The following is a 19,639-nucleotide window of genomic DNA, read 5'->3' as shown; positions in this document are numbered from 1 at the left end:
AGTAAAAATCCAGATATTCCTATATCATAAATCCCTTAATTAGGCAGGTCAATCTGGTTTGAACGGTTCAAAAGTGGTTGACAAAGACGGAATATTTGTTATATATACCCAGTTAAAAAATCTTTTGCAACATTTCTGCTGAACTAACGTTTATTAGGGTATAAACAAGTTTGGGAATATTCCGGCAGGGTAAATAAAGAGTGTAGACTCATGCCGTGTAAGATTACGCCAAGGGGGAAATTCATAATGTTAAAAAACAAAAACGTCTACCTGCTTCCTGTTCTGGTCCTGTTGTTCCTTTCCCTCGTAACTACGGCAAGCACAACCATAAAAACCGCTGATGCCAAGAGCGAAGGGTCAACCCAGCATCTGACGGTGTATATACATTCCTTAGAGACCCTTAACGGTCAGACGACCCTTACCGGAGATGAGATCGAATGGTATGAAGGCGCAGCAGCCGATGCGGTCTTCGCCCAGCGGGAGCCGGAATCCGCAGCCGAAATCGGAGGTGCCCCGGACGGTTACTATATCGTGAACGACAGCGACACGCTGACTACTTATACGGTAGCCCCGGATGCCAAGGTCACCATGCAGATCTATGACCGCACAGGGAAGCTCGAAGACCTGGATACGAACTGGAACGAGTCGCTCACTTTGCAGAAGTTCATTCATGAATTCGCCAAGACGGATGTATTCGATCTAAGCGGTTCTCCTTATCACATCACGATCAAGGATGGCCAGATTGTATCAATCGTGCAGCAGTACACTCCATAAGGAGTTGCTGTCTTAATCCCTTACCTACAACAAACCTCAAGCCATAGCCTGTTGCCCAGCAGCGGTTGTGGCTTTTTTGCGTCTAATCTCTCTCTCCCAATCTAACCTTTTCACACATATTCAATCCTATCACTATTTACCCCCAAGCCCTTTATCTATAAGCTTAAACATAGGATATTCATCCTGCAGTAACCCTACAGAATCCATAGGAGTGAGGATACAAAATGACAATTACACCCCATCAGCCTCTGGAGGCCCCGATTCAGGGTAAGCCCTTGTACGAAGAATACCGTATGGACCAGGTCCGTGTGTCCGATCCGTATATTGCAAACGCCTTTGCCAAAGAGGTCGATTATCTGACCAGCTATGATCCAGACCGCCTGCTGGCGGGCTTCCGCGAGAACCGGGAACTGCCGAAGCGTGCCGACAAATATCCCGGCTGGGAGAACACAGAGATCCGCGGACACACGCTGGGCCATTATCTGTCGGCGCTGTCCCAGGCCTATGCCTGTACGCGGGATGACGGCCTGCTGCTCAGGCTGAACTATCTTCTGGGAGAGCTGGCCCTATGCCAGCATGAGAGCGGTTACCTGTCCGCGTTCGAGGAACGCCTTTTTGATAATGTGGAGAACAAGCAGCCGGCGTGGGTCCCCTGGTACACCATGCACAAAATCATCGCCGGACTCACCGCGTCCTACTCTGCCACCGGCAGCAAAACAGCCTATGCCCTGGCGGATAAGCTCGGTGATTGGGTATACCGCCGTACAGCCTCCTGGTCTGAAGAAGTCCATCAGCGTGTATTATCGGTGGAATACGGCGGGATGAATGACTGCCTCTACGACCTGTACAGAATCACCGGAAAAGCAGGCCATTTAAGCGCCGCGCATAGCTTCGACGAGCTGACGCTGTTCACTCCAGTCCATGAGGGCAAGGATATTCTCAAGGGCAAGCATGCCAATACTACGATTCCGAAATTCCTCGGTGCGCTGAACCGTTACCGGACGCTCGGGGAGAGTGAAGTTTTTTATCTGGAAGCGGCGGTGCAGTTCTGGGAGATGGTTGTCCAGCATCACAGCTACATCACCGGAGGGAACAGCGAATGGGAGCACTTCGGTGATCCGGATATGCTGGACCGGGAACGCTCCAACTTCACAGCGGAGACCTGCAACACCTACAATATGCTCAAGCTTACCCGCGAGCTGTTCAAAATCACGGGAGAACCCCGTTACGCCGACTTCTACGAGAACACCTATCTGAATGCCATTGTGTCGTCACAGCACCCGCATACCGGGATGACGATGTATTTCCAGCCCATGGCGACCGGGTATTTCAAGGTCTACAGCTCGCCGTTCGAGCATTTCTGGTGCTGCACGGGCACCGGCATGGAGAGCTTCACCAAGCTGAATGACAGCCTGTATTTCCATGATGCGGCCAGCATTGTGGTTAATCAGTACTTCAGCTCTACTCTGAACTCTGCCGCGCACGGCCTGATGCTGATCCAGTCCGCCAACTTGCCTTATAGCGATACTGTAGAGTTCAAGATCTCAGTGATGCAGCCTCAGGATCAGTCCACCACGCTAAAGCTTCGTCTGCCGGATTGGCTGGCCGGAGAACCCGGGCTTCTATTGAACGGGCAGCCTGTGAACTTAGAGATCAGCGGAGGTTACCTCTTGACGGACAGAGTATGGGAGGATGGCGACACACTTCAGCTCAAGCTGCCAATGAAACTGGCGCACTTCAGCCTGCCGGATGCCCGACAGGTGGTCGCGTTCAAGTATGGACCGGTGGTGCTGAGCGCTGCTCTGGGCCAGAGTGATTTGTCTGTGTCCGCTACTGGGGTTGCTGTAAGTGTCCCAACCCGCAACATGCTGGTGAAAGACTTCATCACGACGGTGAACGAGAGCCCGCAGGAGTGGCTGGCGCAGCTTGCGGATCGCGCAGTCCGGCTGGAGCAGGATGAACTGGCCTTTGCGCTGCGGGGAACGGATGAGGATCAGCGGCTGGTCTTCACTCCGCATTATAAGCAGCATAGTGAGCGTTACGGCATCTACTGGCGGCTGGTCGAGGCCGATTCGGCTGAGCTGCAGAAGCATATTTTACAAGGCAAAATCCGGCAGCGTGTACAGGACGCTACACTGGACAGCCTCCCAGTCGGCAATGACCAGTATGAGCTGGAGCATGGCATTGCGGGAGAGAACACCTCCGTAGCCACCTGGGACGGATATAACATCCGCAAAGCGGAGAACGGCGGCTGGTTCAGCTACCGGATGAAGGTGGCGCCGCGTACGGACAACTACCTGTCGGTCATTTATTTCTCAGGAAATAATGGTAAGAAAATAGCGATTTATGTAGACGGGGAGCTGATTGCGAGCGAGGTGCTGCATACGGATGAAGCCCGCAGCTTCTACGAGCGGAGTTATTTGATTCCTGCTGAAGCGGTTGGCGGCAAGACCGAGGTGGAAGTCAAGTTCGTGGTTCCTGAGAAGGAAAATGGCATCTTCGACCTGCTGCGCATGATGACCGGTTATGATCACAATGCCGGACTGCGCCAGCTTGCCTTCAGTGAAGGAACGCTGTCCACCTCCTTCAGCGGCGGCATAACCACGTATAGCCTGAGCGTTCCGCAAGCAGCGGGCCAGGTACAACTGAACGTAACCCCACATCATCACAATGCCCTGGTCTATGCAGACGGAATTCTGATCGAGGATTCACTCTCCCGCGAGATCAAGCTGCCGCACAGCCGCACTGAGGTGAATCTCACGGTTAAGGCGGAGGATCATGTTACGGTGCAGGAATATAAGCTTCAGATTGTGAAAGAATAGCTTCTAGCAGTATAGCCAATACTGTACCACCCCGGGGTTATCTCGGATGCAGCTTCTGCTGTATTCAAGATAGCCCTTATTTGATATGGTAATAGGATAAGACTATTTCCGCACCGGGGGATGATGACATGACTGCGTTCACACTGCTGGTAGATAAGCCTGTACATCTGGAGATGACCGGCAAATTCGTGGCCCCCTCAGCGGAGTGGATACACTTAAGCCGGATTTTGCAGGATTATGAGCTGATTGTGATGACCGAAGGCGTACTCTACCTGGCGGGTGACAACCAGCAGTTCGTCGTCTCCAAAGGCGAGTTCCTGCTCCTGCCTCCGCTTACCAGACAATACGGGTACAAGTCTTCGGACTGTAGCTTTTATTGGCTGCATTTTCATGCTACTGACGGTAGTCAGACTGCGGGCCCCGCTCCGTTGAATAGCGATAAGGAAGAATATGTGATTCACCTGCCCCAATACGGAACCCTAAGGAATGTGGAGAAAATCATCGTCATGATGAAGCAGCTTCAGGATTCGGTGCGGAGCTACAATCAGACGGTGCTGGGTAACTATATGTCTACCGTTATTCTGTGTGAGCTGTACAGCCAGACCCTTCCAACCGATGCCGATCCGTTCAAAAGAACCAAGCAGGAGCAGCTCTACCACGATATTGTAGATTACATCAAATGGAGCCGCAGCGAGCATATTAAGGTATCCCAGATCGCTGCCTATTTCGGCTATAACGAGAAGTATCTCTCCCATCTGTTCACTGTCATCTCCGGGATCTCCCTGAAGCAATATATTCTGCAGCAGAAGATGGAGCTGGCGAAATTCCTGCTGACCGACACCAACCAGAACGTCAGCGAAGTCTCATTACAGCTGGGCTATAAGGATTGTCATAACTTCATGAAATCGTTCAAAAAAATAGTCGGCCTCACCCCCACCGAGTTCCGCAACGCTTATGCCAAGCGCCTGCTGTTCTACGAATGAGCGTGAGAGCATCCGTCAGCTCCTGCCTCTTCTTCGCTCCCTCCACAGCCCTTCCAGAGACTAACGATTTCTCTGGAATAGGCTGTGGATATTTTTTTGAGAGCATAATGAACTTTCCGGGCTGCTACGCACTCTTATCTGTGAAAGGGGTGAGCACATGAATATAAGCCGTCTTGTCAGAGCCGCACAGCGCGGCAACAAAGAAGCATTATTAGAACTGATCCTAGCCGAACAGGACGCTTATTATCGTCTTGCCTATAGCTACATGAGGAATGAGCATGACGCGATGGATGTAATGGAGGATATGATCGTCACGCTCTATGAGAAGCTTGCGCAACTGAAGAAGCGCGAGGCCTTCTACAGCTGGAGCAAAACCATCCTGGTCAACCGCTGCAAAACGGTCCTCCGCAACCAGAACCGGTTCGTTCCTCTGGAGGAGGACGAGTCGCCGGAGCCTTCCCTTGAGGCATGGACTGCAGATAACCCGTACCGCGATACCGAGTCTGACATGGATCTGTCCGTCCTGCTCGCGCATCTGAATCCCCGGCAGCGGGAAGCGATTGAGCTGCGTTATGTCCACGATCTGCCGTATCAGACCATTGCCGATATTACGGAAGCGCCGGTCGGTACGATCAAGTCCAGAATCTCGCAGGGAATACAGAAACTAAAAGCTATGATTGGAGGTGACCGTTATGAGAACTATCGAGGAGAGATTACAGGAGCATCAGCAGACCATGACGCCGTCAGAACTTGAAGGCAGATTGCGGAAGGCGCTGGAGCAGGCTCCGGTTAGACAGAAATCACGGGCCGGACAAGCGCGGACCTGGGTGGCTACAGCAGCCGCCGCCCTGCTGCTGACGGTGGGCGTCTATCAGTATCCGGCGTTGGCTTATTATGGCGGGAAGCTGTTTAACCAGACTGAGCTGTATACGCTTGGATTCTCTGGAGTCGCTGAACATGGCTACGGACAGACCGTTAACAAAAGTATGACACTGGAGAATGGGATTGTACTCACGGTTAACGGAGTAATTGCGGATGATAATGCTCTGCTGATGTATTACAGCATTACCCCGCCGCCGGGAGAGGTGTTCGATGAGGAGCCGTCGTCGCTGTATGCATTAGGCCATATTACAGGGTTTTTGACAAACTCTTCACCGACAAGTGGCGGCGGTTACAACAAGGACAAAACCCGGTATGAGGGAATTAACAAATTTGAGCCGGTCAGTCCGTTCGCCAAAAATCTGACCCTTAATGTATACAGCTATCAGGGTGAAGCCAAGCCTGCGCAAGCCAAGCTCTCCTTTAATTTTGACGCCAGTAAAGCCATGAAAAGCATCCTGGTCGCCGATATTCATCAAGCCGTTCAGGTGGATCAGGGAACCGTCTACTATGACACGATTACCGCTTCCCCTACGTCAACCATCGTAAAGGGACAATACAAGATGGATAACGGAGAAAATCCAAGATTCTCTGCTGCAACCAAGCTGTATGTGAATGGGACAGAAGTGGATTTGTTGTCCATGCGGTCGGGTGTCAATGAGAAAACGGGAGTAGCGGAGTTTCAGATTGAATACGATGTGCTGCCGACAGACAAGCCGCAGAGTGTTGAACTTGTATTGGATAACTTCAGCGGATACCAGAAGGTGGAGCAGCCGATCCCGCTGGCCTCACCCTCAGACCACTCCGTTACGGTCGGCCAGGAGAAGCTCTGGATTCGCAGTGTCACCAGGACTGCTGACGGCTATGATATCGTGATTGCCGGGAGACAATTCACATCTCTGGATAAGGATACCTTGGCTGTTCAAGCCGGAGGGGCCACCGTTCCCGTCACTTCCATATCCGATTCCCGCAAGTGGGATCTGAAGAACGGCAATATCCTGTGGGAACGCACGTATTCCTTCCAGACAACAGAGAAGCCGGAATTCCTGCAGATGGACGGCTTCCACTATATTAAGTACTATAGACAAACTATTCCGGTCCCTGTAGGGGAAAAATAGGGGCGTATGCACAGAGCACTAGTGAGCAGCCAGCGCCTGCCGGCGCGGAAATCCTGCACAAATTGCAACAATGAGGTTCAATAGAAGCGGCCTATGCGAAAATCCTGCACCAAATGCAACAATGTTGCCCAAACTAGCACCTTATCATCCGGATTCCTGCAAAAGTTGCAACAATGCGGCTCCATAGAAACTGCCAGCGCGGAAATCCTGCACAAACTGCAACAGCAGAGTACTGTTACAGCGCACCTCTGTCTCCTTATCCTGATGCCGCCACTCAGCACAAAGAGTCCCGCTCCCCTCCATAGGGTTGCGGGACTCTTTGCATTTCACTCTATGCAGCGGGTAGCCCACCTTCGGATCAGCCTTCAACAGAAGTTCGCAGTTCAGCGTGCTATCCCACTCTATTCCCGACTGAAATCTGCCCTACTTACCGCCATCCCTCACCGGCACGCCGAAGTCCGGTGTGCCGTCCGCGTTCCAGCGCAGGCGCTGGGCGCGGGTGTGGCGGTTCGGGTCGTAGAGCGGGTCGCCGGTGATCTCCTTATAGTTACGGGCATGGTAGATCAGCACATCCTCGCCGTGCTCATCCACGGTGAAGCTGTTATGGCCCGGACCGTACTGCCCGTTCTCCTCACTGGTCTGGAACACGGGCTCAGGATGCTTGGTCCAGGATGCAGCGTCCAGCAGATCGCTGTCCTCATCTGCAGTAAGCATTCCCATGCAATAGTTATGATCGGTAGCGCTGGCCGAGAAGCTCATGAAGATCCGGCCGCCCCGCTTCAGCACGGCAGCCCCTTCGTTGACCTTGAAGCCGATGACCTCCCAAGGATACTCCGGTGAAGAGATCATCGTCTGCGGACCCTTAAGCGTCCAGCCGTTCTCCATGGCTGAGATATACAGATTGGAGTTCCCGTCAATCTCAGGGTCCTTTTGCGCCCATACATAGTAATGCACGCCTCTATGCTCGAACGTTGTAGCGTCCAGAGCGAAGGATTCCCAGGCGGTTCTCACCTGTCCCTTCTCGGTCCACTCCCCTTCCAGCGGATTCGCTGAAGTATTCTCCAGGGCGTACATCCGGTGGTCGAACAGCCCTTCCTTCGTCTCCGTGGTCCGGGCCGCCGCGAAGTAAATATACCATTTGCCGTCCATGTAATGGATTTCGGGTGCCCAGATATTGGCGCTGAGCGGACCGTTCTCATATTTACGCCAGGCTACTACCGGCTGTGCTTCCCGAAGCCCCTCAATCGTTAACGCTCTGCGTACTTCAATCCGGTCATATTCGGGCACGGAAGCAGTGAAATAGTAATAGCCGTCGGTATGCTTGTATACCCAGGGATCTGCACGCTGTTCGACAAGCGGGTTAGTGTACTCTCTATTTGTATTCATTATGGTTTCTCCTTTGGTCTTGTCTCTGTCAGCCCTTCACTCCGGAGATGGCAACAGATTCAATAATTTGCTTTTGGAAAACAAGGAAGATAATCAGCATCGGCAGCAGGGCAATAATCGAAGCCGCCATAATCAGCGGATAGTCCGTCTGGATCGCATAGGTCGCATTGAAGTTGGCGATGACCAGCTGGAGGGTTTGCTTCTCCGGTGAATTCAGATAGATAATCGGAGACAGGTAGTCGTTCCAGATGCCCATGAACCACAGAATCAGCTGTGCAGCCACCGCCGGCTTGATCAGCGGGAAGGTGATGGAGCTGTACAGGCGGAAGTACGAGCTTCCGTCGATTTTGGCCGCTTCGATAATCGCATTCGGCACACTGCTCAGATACTGCCGCAAGAAGAAGATCATGACGATATTACCGAATAAGCCCGGCACAATCAGCGGCAGCAGCGTATCAATCCAGCCCAGCTTCGAGAACATGAAGAATTGCGGAATCATGACTGCCGGATACGGAATCATCAGGGATGAGAGCATCAGCAGGAATATTTTATTTTTACCCGGAAACCGCAATTTAGCAAAAGAAAACGCCGCAAGACTGGAGGTGAACGTACCTACGATCGTTACCGTGACGGCGATGATCAAGCTGTTCTTGATCCCGCTCAGCAGCGGCCCCGCCTCCCAGATCTCACTGTATTTATCGAAATGGAACGGCCGCGGAATCCACACCGGAGGCAGAGCGAACACATCCTGCTTATCCTTGAATGAGGTGGACAGCATCCAGAGCAGCGGGCCGATCATGAACACCGCGCCGATTAAAAGTAGAACAAAGATAATGCTATGGGTAACTCTTCTTCTGCTCGTCATATTTATGGTCTCCTCCCTCTTCGGTTAATCGACATCGAACGATTGCTTCTCGTTCATTCGGAATTGGATAAGAGTCACAACAAATATGAACACGCCGAGGAATACCGCCATAGCAGAGGCATAACCCATCTGGAAGTTGCCGAAGGCTTTTTGCCAAATGTAGAACACCACGGAGGCCGAAGCATATTCGGGCCCGCCTGTAGGAGTCATAATGTTCATCTCGGTAAAAATTTGCGATCCTCCAATAATGTTGGTCACGATGATGAAAAAGGTTACCGGGCGCACCATTGGCCAGGTGATATGCCAGAAGGACTTGAAGCCGCTGGCTCCGTCCAGTTCCGCCGCTTCATAATAAGATCTGGAGACACTCTGCAGCGCCGCCAGATAGAGCAGCATCGTATAACCGAGGCCCTTCCATACCGCCATAATGATCAACGCAGGCTTCACCGTATATTTATTCGCCATCCAGTTCGGCCCGCTGATTCCGAAGAGATCGAGGAACTGGTTGACGAGTCCATAATCACCGTTATAGGCCCAGTTCCACATGATCGATACTGCGGCCAGAGAAGAAATAACCGGAACATAATAGATGACCCGGAACGCTGTAGTCCCGGGAACTCCCCGGTTAAGCCCAAGTGCCAGCAGCAGCGCCAGCGTAATGCCGATCGGAATGCCAAGCATCATGAACAAGGTATTGAATAAGGCCTTATGGAACAGCTCATCCGACCACAGATCCGTGAAGTTACTCAGTCCGATGAAGTTCATCTGGCCGAGCCCATCCCAATCCGTAAATGAGCCATAGATCGAATAGATCATCGGGTATAGCGTAAAGATCAGCAGTCCCAGCAGCGGAGGCAGGATAAACAGAAATCCGTAGATTTTCTCCTTGCGGTAGAGACCCAACTTAGCATTCATTAGAATCACCTCAAATTCGGATAGTCTATAACTTTCCCCACAAAGTGATGCATCAGCTCCGATGAGTATTCAGATACTTTGCGGGTCCCCAAAATATATACAAGTTCAGCTCAGAATAAAGTGATGCCGGTCTGATGTTACAGGAGACCGAGCATCACTTTGTATGCTAGATAAGAACGGTGTGTACCGCTTATTTCTTAGATTTCGCCTCTTGCTCAACCGCTTTATCCAGCAGCTTCTGCATCTTCGGCTGTTCCGCCTTCACATATTCCTCCGGGGTAACCTTACCGTCAAGCACTGGCTGGATGTCCGTGTAGAACAGGTTATACCATTCAGCATTGTACGTGTAGTGACCAGGCAGCACCCGTCCATATTCATTCACGACCTGGAGGAATTCTTCCTTGTTCGCCGGTTTGGTCGTAGTATCAGCGGCCCATTCCTTGGCCATATCCATCAGGTTCGGGATTTGCACCTTAGCCTTCACCAGCGCTTCCATCCCCTCCTTGGAGGCTGTCAGATAGTTGATCAGATCCACGGCTTCATCGGGATGCTTGGTTTTGGCGGAAGCACCGATACCTAGTGAGCCGGTCCATGTTGCAGATTTGCCTGTGGAGCCGGCAGGATAAGGAATCAGGTCATAATCAAAAGGCAGCTTCTCGTAAGTGCTCATATCCCACGGACCTACAGGGAAGAAGGCCATTTCACCTTTCATCCAGCGCTGGTAGGTATCCAGCGTCTGAGCTTGTTCCGTTGATGGCGTAATGCCGTATTTAAGCTGCATGTCAGTGAAAAATTGCAAGGCTTCGATAAACTTCGGATCATCAATGGTAACCTTGGTCTTGGTAGCATCCAGCCAGTCCGCTCCGTTGCTCCAGACGAAGGAAGGTAAGGCCCACTGCACGTTGAAGCCTGCGCCGAATTGATCCAGCTTGCCGTCCCCGTCCTTATCAGTCGTCAGCTGCTGAGCGACTTTGATGAATTCATCCCAGGTGTATGGTTTGTCTTTGTCCGGCAGCGGGATACCCGCAGCTTCGAACATGGTCTTATTATAGCCGAGTGCAAAAGGGCCTACGTCCTTAGGCATCCCGTACAGATTACCTTGTCCAGCCATGGTACCGTCGTAACGGTACAGATCCACGCCATATTTCCAGATGTTATTCAAATCAATGTTAGGGTTCTTCTCCACATAGCTGGTCAGATCCAGCAGCACGCCGCTGTTCACATAAGCCTTCAGGTCACCGGATTCAAAATAGAATACGTCCGGCACGCTGTTCCCGGTAATAGAGGCTTTCAGCTTAGTCGCATATTGATCTGCCGCAGTCACAACGATCTTAACCTTGACGTTCGGATGATCGGCTTCATATTTTTTCACAACACCTTCATAAGCCTTCTGCTCATCGGTTCCCCCGCGGAACATGAACGTAAGATTCTTGGTTTCCTTGGAATCCTTGCTGCCGGCATTCGCCGTAGCTTTGCTTCCGCTATTGCCCCCGGACGATGCATTGTTCTTTCCGCCGCAGCCTGTAAGTACAACCGATACCATCAGAACTAACGACAGCAGTGTGAACCAGCCCTTTTTCTTTAACACTGTAACCCCTCCTAGGATTTGCTGAGCAACTCGATTGATACAATCTATATAGAAGAACTAGGGAACCTCACCGGCTCTGTTAGTTCAAGCTACCGCATGTTGTGCTATGTTTCACATTTTAATTAAATAATTGATAAACAATTGAATGTATTCGCTTACAGGTATAAAATAGCATATATAAAGTGGAGTGTAAATATAAAAGTGTAAATCTTTTTATATATATTCAAATTAAACGTTGTTTATTGCCTTTTTTCTGAAATATATCACTTAATAATGACTTAACAGTACATTAAGTATTCATATTTATTTAAAACAAATAGCTATTAACTTTTAGTTTTAGCTTAAATTTAATCGTTTACTACAAATAAAGGCAGAATACTTTCCTTTTAGGGCTGATTAGTTTATAATTTTATAAAATAGTTTCGATTCTCATGACCTCAGTGGAAGAAGGTACCCTAAATATGATTTATATTAAAGATCTGATGAGCGGGATTGATATCTTCAAGGCGCTCAGCTCGGAAATCCGCATCCAGATTCTTGAGCTGCTGGCGACCAATCAGGCCCTGAATCTCAACGAAATTGCCAAGAAGCTGAATCTCAGCAACGGGGCGATTACGATGCATATCAAGAAGCTGGAGGAGAGCGGCTTAATCGAGATCAACACCGCAGTAGGCAAGCACGGAATTCAGAAGGTCTGCTACTTGAATAAGGATAAGTTAATGGTGGATCTGCGCAGCAAGGATGTGGATAATCTGTACGAGGTGGAGATTCAGGTGGGTCATTACAGTAATTATCAGGCTGTTCCGACCTGCGGTCTGGCTACCAAGGACAGCATCATCGGGGATTTCGACGAGCCGCGTTACTTCGCTGATCCCCAGCGGATCGATTCCGAGATCATCTGGATGGCCGAAGGCTTCCTGGAGTACCGCATTCCTAACTATCTCAAAGCCAACCAGACCTTCCGGGAAATCCAGTTCTCCATGGAGATTGGCTCCGAGGCTCCCGGCTTCAGTGACAATTACCCTTCAGATCTGTACTTCTATGTGAACGGCATCGAGATCGGCTTCTGGACCAGCCCCGGAGACTTCGGCGACACGCGCGGCACCTTCAACCCGGACTGGTGGCCCCCCCACCTCAACCAGTATGGCATGCTGAAGCTGATCCGCATCAATCAGGAAGGCAGCTTCATTGACGGCTGCCGCATCTCAGACATCACCTTGGATGACATCAAGCTGGATTACAAGAGCGAGCTGACTTTCCGTATTGCCGTCACCGACAAGCCGGTCAACAAGCGCGGCTTGACCATCTACGGCAAGCATTTCGGCAATTACAGCCAGGATCTGCTGGCGCGTGTGCTCTACAATGTACATGAGGTCGAAGACCCTTCCGGCCGGGCGACCACAGCGGGAGTAGCAGATTAATCCCTGAAGTATAATTGTCCCGGCCTTAACCCACACTAACGAATGTCTTTCAAACTACCGTGAGGGAGTGTTTCGAATGCGTGAAGGGTTAATACCAGCCGTACTGGGGACCGTAGTTACTGCTTCGAGTGCAGCTTTTCTGGGGAGCAGATATAAGATCGCGGCAACCGGCATTCTTGGATTTGGTCTGGCACACATTGTACTCGGCACCATCGATTTGTTCGAACACCGGTAAGCATAATTGGAAGATGGCCGGGCCGTATCTGAAGGATACGGCCCGGTTTGCTGTGTCATGCAAGCAGGAACGGCTGATGCGCCCCTTTGTACAGATGGCATTTGTACTTCTGTCTCACTCGCCCCGCAGCAACACAACCCACATGCCCCAATAGCGCCGATTGTATGCTGTTTTTAACATACATTTGGTCCTTATCAAGATCAAAGAAGGCCCTTACCCAATTCAGGTAAGGACCTCCCATATAACCTCAACCATATATGAAGCTCTAAAGAATTTAACAAGAAGCAAAAAGTAACGGAGGGGAAATTTGGAACTGTAGGAGCGGTAGCGTCCGCCTTTGTCTCCGGATGTTATCCGCTAATAGCGGTACAATTCAGAACATCTGGAGACAACAGCGGCCGTAAGTCCAAAAGTTCTCCGCAGTGACGATTATGCTTCAGGTTCTCATCTGTGCTGAACAAGTTCAACTCTCTAGCAGCTTCACTTCACAGCCACATAGAACAGCCGCTCCGCCGAATCATCCGCCGCCACCCACTCGAAGTCCGCATACACCGACACCTCGCTGAATCCGGCGGCAAGCAGCTCCTGCTTCATCCACTCCGGGTCATAGGCACGCTGGGTATGGGTCTCTTCGAAGCGGCGGTACGTGTCCGAGCGGCTCTCCTCGCGGGCAAAGATGGACAGGTGATGCTCAATCTCCCTACGGGGCACATCCAGCTCGCAGGTCCAGATATAGGAGATGTCCGGTTCATCCAGCACGAAGGGCTGCTCTTCCTCATAGCGGATCAGCGTGTTCGGATGATGTACATCGAACAAGAAGGTCCCGCCTGGCTTCAGTCCGTCATACGTACTGGAGAACACAGACCGGATGTCCTGCTCTTCCAGCACATAGTTCAGGCAGTCACAGAAGGAGATGACGGCGTCCACCGGCTCCGGCAGCTCCCATTCCTTCATGTTCTGCTGAACCCACTGCACACTGCCCTCCCGCAAAAAGCGCCGTCCCTGCGGCTGCTGCTCCAGCTTCCGCTGGGCAACGGACAGCATGTCCGAAGAAAGGTCAATCCCCGTCATGTGGTAACCAGCAGCAGCCAGCGGAATCGTCAGGCTGCCGGTACCGCAGCCGAGCTCGGCTACCGTGCGCGGCTTGCCGTATTTGCCCCATGCCGTCTCGGCAAAGGCCAGCCAATCTGGATACGGCATATCCGCCATAAGCGCATCGTATACATAAGCAAATTTGCCATAGGAAGACACTGCGAACACCGCTTTCTCTATACTATTGGTTGTCAGATTCGCTGTCCGGTTCGGCCTGCGCCTCTTCGCGGGCAGCCAGATAGGTCCAGTTCTCCTTCTGGACAACCAATCCTTCCTTCATCAGCTTGCCAAGCGCACGCTTGAACGCTGATTTGCTAATCCCGAAGCGCTGCTTGATAATATCGGGAGGCGTAGCATCCGAATACGGCATTCCGCCGCCCGGACGGGAAGCCAGGAAATCAAGCAGAGCTGCTGAATCCACATCACGGCCCACTTCCTTGCGGTGACCCATGCTGAGGTTGACGCGGCCATCCTCACGGATATGCGCCACGCGCGCTTCAATCACTTCGCCCAGACGCAGCAAGCGTGCGCGTTCAGAGGAGTGAACCATACCGATGATGCCGAAGCCGAGCACACCAGCATCTACAAGCACGAAGGTGCCCATCTGCAGCGGCTTGTACACCCGGGCGGTGACACTCTGCCCCTGCCAGGACTCCGGTGCAGGCAAGGCCAGCGGCGCGAGCTCCTGCTCTCCGGCCAGCTTGGCACGGAGACGTCCCTGCTTGTCATGCTCCATAATTGCGAAGACCTTGTCGCCAATCTGCGGACGCAGCTCCACCAGCTCGGGAAGCTCGCTGAGCGGCAGCAGCAGCTGCCGTCCAAGCCCCATCTCCAGGAAGCAGCCCAGCCGTGGATGGATATCCGCCACTTCCAGCAGCGCCATCTCGCCAAGCGTCAGATACGGTTTCTTCATCGTAGCCGCAGGACGGTCCTCGGTATCGAAGAAGAGGAATACCTCCACCTTGTCGCCGATCTTCGGCTTACTGCCCACAAGCTCGGTGTAATGAAGCATGATATCCTGGTCGCCCGCGCTCAGGAAGTACCCGTAAGGGGATACCTCCCGCATCACTTCAAGCGTAACCGTAGTTCCTGCAATCAGACTCATACTGTCTCCACGACCTTGGCATCCGACCACAGACGCTCAATATTGTAATATTCACGTTCATCGCGGTGGAAGACATGGACAATCACGTCGCCAAGGTCCATCAGTACCCAGCGTGCTGCATCCATCCCCTCAATGCCTTTGATCATTCCGCCAGCTTCATGAACTACCTTGCGCACCTCAGTGGCAATCGCCTGAACCTGGGTATCGGAATTACCGTGGCAGATGATGAAATAATCGCTGATCGGCGACACACTGCGCAGATCAAGAGCCACCACGTTCATTGCTTTTTTATCCTGAACGGCGTGTAACGCCAGCTCAAACAGCTTGTTTGCTTGTACACTCATAGTTTATCCTCCAATGTTCTAACTAAATCGTTGCGCGCCAGCACCGTAAGCGGAAATACGACCCGGCGCTTCTCCAGCAGCACGCGTATAGTGGAATCCAGTCCGGCAATCAGCCCTTGCTCCAGACTGACCTTCGCCAGCTTGCGGATCTCCTCCACACCTGGGAAGTCCCGACCCGGCTCAATATAATCAGCCAGACAGACGATCCGCTCCAGCAGGCTCATGTTCTCCCGTCCCGAGGTATGGTAACGGATCGCGTCCAGCACCTCAGTATCCTGAATGCCATAATCATGCTCGGCGGTATAAGCACCCACTTCAGCATGCCATAGCTGCTTGTCATATTTCAAAAGCTCGGCGGATAATCCATTCTGTTCAATGATCTCCCGCATCCGCTCTACCGGCCAATACTTGGACACATCATGCAGGATGGCTGCGGTCTCGGCCCGCTGCGGGTCAGCGCCATAATGCTGCGCCAGCTTCACAGCGGACTCCATCACACCGAGTGTATGCTTCCAGCGTTTGTCCGGCATCTGGCCGGATACCGCCTCAATCAGCGCTTCACGGCTGTACTCCATACAATCCACTCCTTTGAACATATTCATACACAGCATCCGGAACCATATAGCGGATCGACTTTCCTTCGGCGGCCCGGGCTCTGAGCATGGTGGAGGAGAGATCGACCAGCGGCATATCCGCCAGCAGGACTCTACCCGCAATGAACTCCGGCAGCAGTCCCAGATCCAGCGGAGTGCCCGGACGTCCGACACCGATGAAGGTCAACCGCTTCACCAGCTCTTCGATCCCCTGCCATTTGGGCAGATACTGAACCATATCCGCGCCCACGATGAAAAAGAACTCATGCTGCGGATATTCCTCCTGAAGACTAATCACCGTCTCCAGCGTATAGGATACTCCGCCCCGTACGATTTCCCAATCGAGAATGCCGAAGGAAGGATGATTCTTCACCGCTCCCTCCACCATAGCCAGCCGCTCTTCACCGGTTGCCCCGGCCTCATGCTTATGAGGCGGGATATGCGAAGGCATGAACCAGACCTCCTGCAGACCGTAGCTCTCGCGCGCTGTCTCAGCGGCCATCATATGGCCGATATGCAGAGGATCGAAGGTCCCTCCCATTATGCCTACTCTCAAGAGGTCAACCTCCTATCTTGGAAGCTCAATCGTTTTGTTGTCGCGTGATTCCTTGTACAGAACGATAGTCTTGCCGATAACCTGAACAAGCTCCGAACCGGACTGCTCGGCAAGCGCGGCACCAATTTCCTTGGGATCATCAGCGTTGTTATTCAGTACACTGATCTTCATCAGCTCGCGTTTCTCAATAGCTTCTTCAATGTGACGGATCAGATGATCGTTTACGCCGCCTTTGCCAACCTGAAATACAGCATCCAGATGATGAGCCAAAGAGCGAAGATAACGTTTTTGTTTGCCTGTTAACATAAATGTGAAAACTCCTTAATTAACATATATTATTACCCTGTTCAGTGAAAATCATTTGCCCGGCACCTGGCCGAGGCAATCCGCAATGGTCTGACGCATAATCGCTGCGGGAGCTTCAAGTCCCGTCCAGTACTCCAAGGCGTAAGCGCCCTGGTAGACGAACATACCTAGCCCGCCGTGAACGCTGCAGCCGCGCTTCAGGCTCTCTGTAAGCAGCCGGGTATGCAACGGATTATAGATCAGATCGCTGACGATCATCCCTTCATGCAGCCCGGATGGATCGATCGGCATGTCTTTCATATGCGGATACATCCCTACGGATGTAGTATTAATTACAATATCCATGCTGCCAAGCACGCCGGGAACGGCATCCATCCCTGCTCCGGTTAAGCTGCCCCGGCTGCTGAAGCTATCTGCCAGCTGACGGGCCCGTTCCTCATTACGGTTCACAATCAGGACCGAAGCCGGCTGCTCCTTCAGCAGCGCCGAGACAATCCCTCTGGCCGCACCGCCGGCTCCAATTACCAGAATACGGGTGCCGGTGAGATCCGGCACAGCCTCTGTCATAAGCGAGCGGACATATCCGATTCCATCCGTATTGAAGCCGGTCAGTATACCATTGTCATTGACGATGGTATTGACTGCGCCGACATCCACCGCACTTGAATCCAGCCGGTCCAGATACTGCATCACGGCAACCTTATGCGGAATCGTTACATTCACGCCACGGAAGCCAAGGGTTCGTATCGCCTGCACCGCATCGCCCAGCTTGTCCGGCGTGATGTGCAGCGGCACATAAGCTCCAGAGAGACCGAGCGCCTGGAGCGCTGCCCCGTGCATCAGCGGGGATTTGGACTGGGCAATCGGGTCACCCATCACGCCCAGCAGGAGTTCCCCGTGACTCTGCGTGTTCCTGCCTGTCTCAGTCATGTCGCCTTCCTCCTGTACAATTAGATCAGCGACGGACGGGTAAGCACCTTGACGCCGCGCGGCACATGGACAGCTACTACCGCTCCGGCTGTACCGTTCACCTTGATCCAGCCCAGACCGGAGATGAACAGGTCGGTCTCACTATTCCTGGCGATACGGAATTCATGGCGCTGCCACTGCGGCAGCTTGTCCATGTCGGCAGTTCCCGGCGGAGACAACAACTCGCCCCGGTGGTCTTGGTACAGGGAATCTGCACGCTCCAGCTTCGTGCGGTGAATCTTCAGGGTGCCGCTGATGAAGCAGGTGAAGGACTGGCGTTCCCCCTGAATGAAGTCGAAGCGTCCCAGTCCGCCGAAGAACAGAGACTGGCCTTCATTCAGCTGGTAGACCGCAGGCTTGAGCGGATTCTCGGGCATCACTGCGCCCAGATCCTTGCGCTCGACCAGCTCACTGTAGCGCCAAGGGTATACGATCCCAGGCGTATCAATGATGGAATGACCGTCATCCAGCGGGATTTTGACCATATCGAGGGTGGTGCCCGGATAACGGGAGGTCGTCAGCTCCTCTTCCAGGTCACTGTAATCGGAGATCAGCCGGTTAATCAAGGTGGACTTGCCTACATTGGTAGCCCCGACGACATATACATCACGCTGGCCGCGCATCTCGGTAACGGCCTCCAGCAGACGGTCGAAGCCCTGATTGCGCTTCGCGCTGACCAGGACGATCTCCGCCGTGCGCAGCCCCTCTTCCTTGCAGCGCTGCTGCATCCAGTTACGCAGCCGGTTCCAGTTGGTCACCTTCGGCAGCAGATCGATCTTGTTCACCGCCAGGATGACCTGATTATTGCCGACAAACCGCTGCAGCCCGGAAATCAGACTGCCCTCGAAATCGAACAGATCCACAATATGGATCACCAGTGCATTCTTCTCCCCTACTCCGCTTAACAGCTTCAGGAATTCATCCTGATTCACCGATACGGATGAGGCTTCATTGTAATTCTTGATCCGGAAGCAGCGCTGACAAATTACCGGCTCCCGCCCGAAGGCGACCTCCGGGATATAGCCGGGAAGCTCCTTGTCCACGCTCTGGAGCTTAATGCCGCAGCCGCTGCATTTCTCTGGCCGCGTCTTTTCATCGTTCATTGCATTCATTAAGATTTATCCTCCTCTTGCCACAATCCTTGCTTCCGCAGACGGGTCAAGGCAATCTGCTCCACTCTGCGGTTAATTCTTGTACCTATGCCTTCATCCTTGACGGAGATGGGCAACACGAGTACCGTGAACAGACCCAGCCGGTTACCGCCGTATACATCGGTAAGCATCTGGTCGCCGACCACAATCGTCTGCTCCGGTCCCAGCTCCATCAGCTTCATGGCCCGCAGGAACGGGGAATTGCTGGGCTTCTTGGCCTGATGTACAAATTCAATATTCAGCGGGGTAGCAAAACGCGACACCCGGTCCATATTGTTGTTGGATACAATCACAAGCTTGAAGCCCAGCTCCTTCACCTTAGCGAACCAGAGCAGCAGCTCAGGAGTAGCCAGCGGCGCCTTGGCGCCGACCAGCGTATTATCCAGATCCGTAATAATTCCCCGGTAGCCTTGGCGGTATAGCTCCTCCAGAGCGATATCAAACACCGTGTTTACCCGGAGCTTGGGGACTAATCTTTCAAACAATACCTTCACCTCATTTTCATACAGGAAACTTGTTACCCGGCGCTATAGGACT

At 52.5% G+C, this 19,639-nt stretch carries 20 protein-coding genes; 7 read left to right on the top strand and 13 right to left on the bottom strand.

All coding sequences use genetic code 11. The features are described from left to right. The first annotated feature begins 246 nt into the window (after nt 1-246). From NYE24_RS28810 to NYE24_RS28790, 5 genes are all read left to right on the top strand, one after another. Nucleotides 247-774, top strand: coding sequence for a hypothetical protein (locus tag NYE24_RS28810; protein ID WP_036697974.1), 528 nt, complete (start codon nt 247-249; stop codon nt 772-774). Nucleotides 775-998: 224 nt separating this feature from the next. Then, nucleotides 999-3,596: a beta-L-arabinofuranosidase domain-containing protein gene (locus NYE24_RS28805; RefSeq protein ID WP_051493846.1), complete on the top strand. Its 2,598-nt coding sequence runs from the start codon at nt 999-1,001 to the stop codon at nt 3,594-3,596. A 128-nt stretch (nt 3,597-3,724) separates the two neighbouring features. Beyond that, entirely contained in the window at nt 3,725-4,579 is an 855-nt protein-coding gene (locus NYE24_RS28800) for an AraC family transcriptional regulator (RefSeq protein WP_036697973.1), read from the top strand. 157 nt (nt 4,580-4,736) lie between these two features. Then, complete coding sequence (locus NYE24_RS28795; protein ID WP_342477247.1) at nt 4,737-5,333, top strand: sigma-70 family RNA polymerase sigma factor; 597 nt, start codon at nt 4,737-4,739, stop codon at nt 5,331-5,333. Further along, on the top strand, nt 5,272-6,576 hold the full coding sequence (locus tag NYE24_RS28790; protein WP_036697968.1) for a DUF4179 domain-containing protein: 1,305 nt from the start codon (nt 5,272-5,274) through the stop codon (nt 6,574-6,576). The genes NYE24_RS28795 and NYE24_RS28790 overlap by 62 nt, the downstream gene beginning before the upstream one ends. Before the next feature lie 423 nt (nt 6,577-6,999). Here the strand turns inward: NYE24_RS28790 and NYE24_RS28785 are convergent, their stop codons facing one another. The 4 genes from NYE24_RS28785 to NYE24_RS28770 all read right to left on the bottom strand — a co-directional run bounded on the left by NYE24_RS28785 (nt 7,000) and on the right by NYE24_RS28770 (nt 11,330). Further along, entirely contained in the window at nt 7,000-7,962 is a 963-nt protein-coding gene (locus NYE24_RS28785) for a family 43 glycosylhydrolase (RefSeq protein WP_342477246.1), read from the bottom strand. A gap of 28 nt (nt 7,963-7,990) precedes the next feature. Next, nucleotides 7,991-8,833, bottom strand: coding sequence for a carbohydrate ABC transporter permease (locus NYE24_RS28780; RefSeq protein WP_036697963.1), 843 nt, complete (start codon nt 8,831-8,833; stop codon nt 7,991-7,993). A gap of 18 nt (nt 8,834-8,851) precedes the next feature. Next, nucleotides 8,852-9,742 (bottom strand): sugar ABC transporter permease, encoded by an 891-nt coding sequence (locus NYE24_RS28775; RefSeq protein ID WP_036697960.1) that lies wholly within the window; start codon nt 9,740-9,742, stop codon nt 8,852-8,854. Nucleotides 9,743-9,932: 190 nt separating this feature from the next. Beyond that, a complete protein-coding gene (locus tag NYE24_RS28770; protein ID WP_341029562.1) occupies nt 9,933-11,330 on the bottom strand; it encodes a sugar ABC transporter substrate-binding protein in 1,398 nt (465 codons plus the stop codon). A gap of 461 nt (nt 11,331-11,791) precedes the next feature. On the opposite strand from NYE24_RS28770, the gene NYE24_RS28765 reads away from it, so the two are divergent. Together NYE24_RS28765 and NYE24_RS28760 are read left to right on the top strand one after the other, a co-directional pair. Then, the gene (locus NYE24_RS28765) at nt 11,792-12,751 is read left to right on the top strand and encodes a winged helix-turn-helix transcriptional regulator (RefSeq protein ID WP_036697955.1); all 960 of its coding nucleotides are present in this window, start codon (nt 11,792-11,794) and stop codon (nt 12,749-12,751) included. Between the two features lie 76 nt (nt 12,752-12,827). Continuing rightward, nucleotides 12,828-12,986 (top strand): hypothetical protein, encoded by a 159-nt coding sequence (locus NYE24_RS28760; RefSeq protein WP_036697952.1) that lies wholly within the window; start codon nt 12,828-12,830, stop codon nt 12,984-12,986. A gap of 480 nt (nt 12,987-13,466) precedes the next feature. Here NYE24_RS28760 and NYE24_RS28755 read toward each other — a convergent pair whose 3' ends face one another. Genes NYE24_RS28755 through NYE24_RS28715 form a run of 9 tightly spaced genes read right to left on the bottom strand, consistent with a single transcriptional unit; the run spans nt 13,467 to nt 19,587 of the window. Beyond that, entirely contained in the window at nt 13,467-14,237 is a 771-nt protein-coding gene (locus NYE24_RS28755; protein WP_076155555.1) for a class I SAM-dependent methyltransferase, read from the bottom strand. A 22-nt stretch (nt 14,238-14,259) separates the two neighbouring features. Further along, entirely contained in the window at nt 14,260-15,183 is a 924-nt protein-coding gene (locus NYE24_RS28750) for a S1-like domain-containing RNA-binding protein (RefSeq protein ID WP_036697947.1), read from the bottom strand. Continuing rightward, nucleotides 15,180-15,527, bottom strand: a complete 348-nt coding sequence (gene rsfS / locus NYE24_RS28745) for a ribosome silencing factor (RefSeq protein WP_036697944.1) — start codon at nt 15,525-15,527, stop codon at nt 15,180-15,182. Before rsfS ends, NYE24_RS28750 begins: the two co-directional genes overlap by 4 nt. Next, nucleotides 15,524-16,102: a bis(5'-nucleosyl)-tetraphosphatase (symmetrical) YqeK gene (gene yqeK / locus NYE24_RS28740; RefSeq protein WP_342479317.1), complete on the bottom strand. Its 579-nt coding sequence runs from the start codon at nt 16,100-16,102 to the stop codon at nt 15,524-15,526. The genes rsfS and yqeK overlap by 4 nt, the downstream gene beginning before the upstream one ends. Beyond that, the gene (locus tag NYE24_RS28735; RefSeq protein WP_036697937.1) at nt 16,086-16,676 is read right to left on the bottom strand and encodes a nicotinate-nucleotide adenylyltransferase; all 591 of its coding nucleotides are present in this window, start codon (nt 16,674-16,676) and stop codon (nt 16,086-16,088) included. Before NYE24_RS28735 ends, yqeK begins: the two co-directional genes overlap by 17 nt. 12 nt (nt 16,677-16,688) lie before the next feature. Further along, nucleotides 16,689-16,982, bottom strand: a complete 294-nt coding sequence (gene yhbY / locus NYE24_RS28730; protein ID WP_036697934.1) for a ribosome assembly RNA-binding protein YhbY — start codon at nt 16,980-16,982, stop codon at nt 16,689-16,691. Between the two features lie 51 nt (nt 16,983-17,033). Further along, a complete protein-coding gene (gene aroE / locus NYE24_RS28725) occupies nt 17,034-17,912 on the bottom strand; it encodes a shikimate dehydrogenase (protein ID WP_342477245.1) in 879 nt (292 codons plus the stop codon). Nucleotides 17,913-17,932: 20 nt separating this feature from the next. Further along, entirely contained in the window at nt 17,933-19,063 is a 1,131-nt protein-coding gene (gene yqeH / locus NYE24_RS28720; RefSeq protein WP_342477244.1) for a ribosome biogenesis GTPase YqeH, read from the bottom strand. Then, nucleotides 19,063-19,587: a YqeG family HAD IIIA-type phosphatase gene (locus tag NYE24_RS28715; protein ID WP_036697929.1), complete on the bottom strand. Its 525-nt coding sequence runs from the start codon at nt 19,585-19,587 to the stop codon at nt 19,063-19,065. The genes yqeH and NYE24_RS28715 overlap by 1 nt, the downstream gene beginning before the upstream one ends. Nucleotides 19,588-19,639: the final 52 nt, after the last annotated feature.

It is taken from the genome of Paenibacillus sp. FSL H7-0350, from assembly GCF_038593195.1.
Classification (GTDB): domain Bacteria; phylum Bacillota; class Bacilli; order Paenibacillales; family Paenibacillaceae; genus Paenibacillus_AQ.
The sequence above is the reverse complement of the archived record's forward strand: the minus strand, read 5'-3'. Positions and strand labels throughout refer to the sequence as shown.

Coding starts and splice junctions, on each gene's coding strand:
- NYE24_RS28810 (WP_036697974.1), top strand. CDS start 247: ATGTTAAAAAACAAAAACGTCTACCTGCTTCCTGTTCTGGTCCTGTTG.
- NYE24_RS28805 (WP_051493846.1), top strand. CDS start 999: ATGACAATTACACCCCATCAGCCTCTGGAGGCCCCGATTCAGGGTAAG.
- NYE24_RS28800 (WP_036697973.1), top strand. CDS start 3,725: ATGACTGCGTTCACACTGCTGGTAGATAAGCCTGTACATCTGGAGATG.
- NYE24_RS28795 (WP_342477247.1), top strand. CDS start 4,737: ATGAATATAAGCCGTCTTGTCAGAGCCGCACAGCGCGGCAACAAAGAA.
- NYE24_RS28790 (WP_036697968.1), top strand. CDS start 5,272: ATGAGAACTATCGAGGAGAGATTACAGGAGCATCAGCAGACCATGACG.
- NYE24_RS28785 (WP_342477246.1), bottom strand. CDS start 7,962: ATGAATACAAATAGAGAGTACACTAACCCGCTTGTCGAACAGCGTGCA.
- NYE24_RS28775 (WP_036697960.1), bottom strand. CDS start 9,742: ATGAATGCTAAGTTGGGTCTCTACCGCAAGGAGAAAATCTACGGATTT.
- NYE24_RS28765 (WP_036697955.1), top strand. CDS start 11,792: ATGATTTATATTAAAGATCTGATGAGCGGGATTGATATCTTCAAGGCG.
- NYE24_RS28760 (WP_036697952.1), top strand. CDS start 12,828: ATGCGTGAAGGGTTAATACCAGCCGTACTGGGGACCGTAGTTACTGCT.
- NYE24_RS28750 (WP_036697947.1), bottom strand. CDS start 15,183: ATGAGTCTGATTGCAGGAACTACGGTTACGCTTGAAGTGATGCGGGAG.
- rsfS (WP_036697944.1), bottom strand. CDS start 15,527: ATGAGTGTACAAGCAAACAAGCTGTTTGAGCTGGCGTTACACGCCGTT.
- yqeK (WP_342479317.1), bottom strand. CDS start 16,102: ATGGAGTACAGCCGTGAAGCGCTGATTGAGGCGGTATCCGGCCAGATG.
- yhbY (WP_036697934.1), bottom strand. CDS start 16,982: ATGTTAACAGGCAAACAAAAACGTTATCTTCGCTCTTTGGCTCATCAT.
- aroE (WP_342477245.1), bottom strand. CDS start 17,912: ATGACTGAGACAGGCAGGAACACGCAGAGTCACGGGGAACTCCTGCTG.
- yqeH (WP_342477244.1), bottom strand. CDS start 19,063: ATGAATGCAATGAACGATGAAAAGACGCGGCCAGAGAAATGCAGCGGC.